This window comes from Neisseria sp. P0021.S007 (assembly GCF_051956855.1).
On sequence record NZ_JBQCXA010001379.1, the window covers coordinates 1 to 490 of the forward strand.

Sequence of the window (490 nt, forward strand, 5' to 3'; positions counted from 1 at the left end):
GGTAAAGAGAGGATTATAACAAAGGGTCGTCTGAAAATTGATAGTGTGCTAATCTGACAAGACTAAATATTTCATCTCCTTCCTTAGCTAACTGAGGTTAGTTATGTTAGCAGGAACAATTAAATTAGGGGCTGTACTAGATTAGCAGATATGTTACCCTCGAAATATGAAGATAACGCACTGCAAATTAAAGAAAAAAGCACAGAAAGAACTGCTCCGTTTTTTTGTACTGGAAGTTACCGCCCGTTCTGCAGTCGATATTTTGGGTATCCATCCCAATTCAGCAGCACTGTTCTACCGTAAAATCCGCACGGTTATAAACTATCATTTGGCCTTGGCTGCCGATGAGGTTTTCGAGGGCCCTGTCGAGCTGGACGAAAGCTATTTCGGCGGACAGCGTAAAGGCAGGCGTGGTCGCGGTGTGGCAGGAAAAGTGGTTGTCGTCGGCATTCTGAAACGCAACGGACGGGTCTATATCGTTGTGGTGGAT

Annotated in this window: 1 protein-coding gene; it reads left to right on the forward strand. The window is 44.7% G+C overall.

The window, feature by feature from the left end; translation table 11 throughout:
- Window positions 1-166: 166 nt before the first annotated feature.
- The coding region (locus ACTHUR_RS19275) for a transposase (protein ID WP_440400397.1) at window positions 167-490 on the forward strand (324 nt) is incomplete at its 3' end.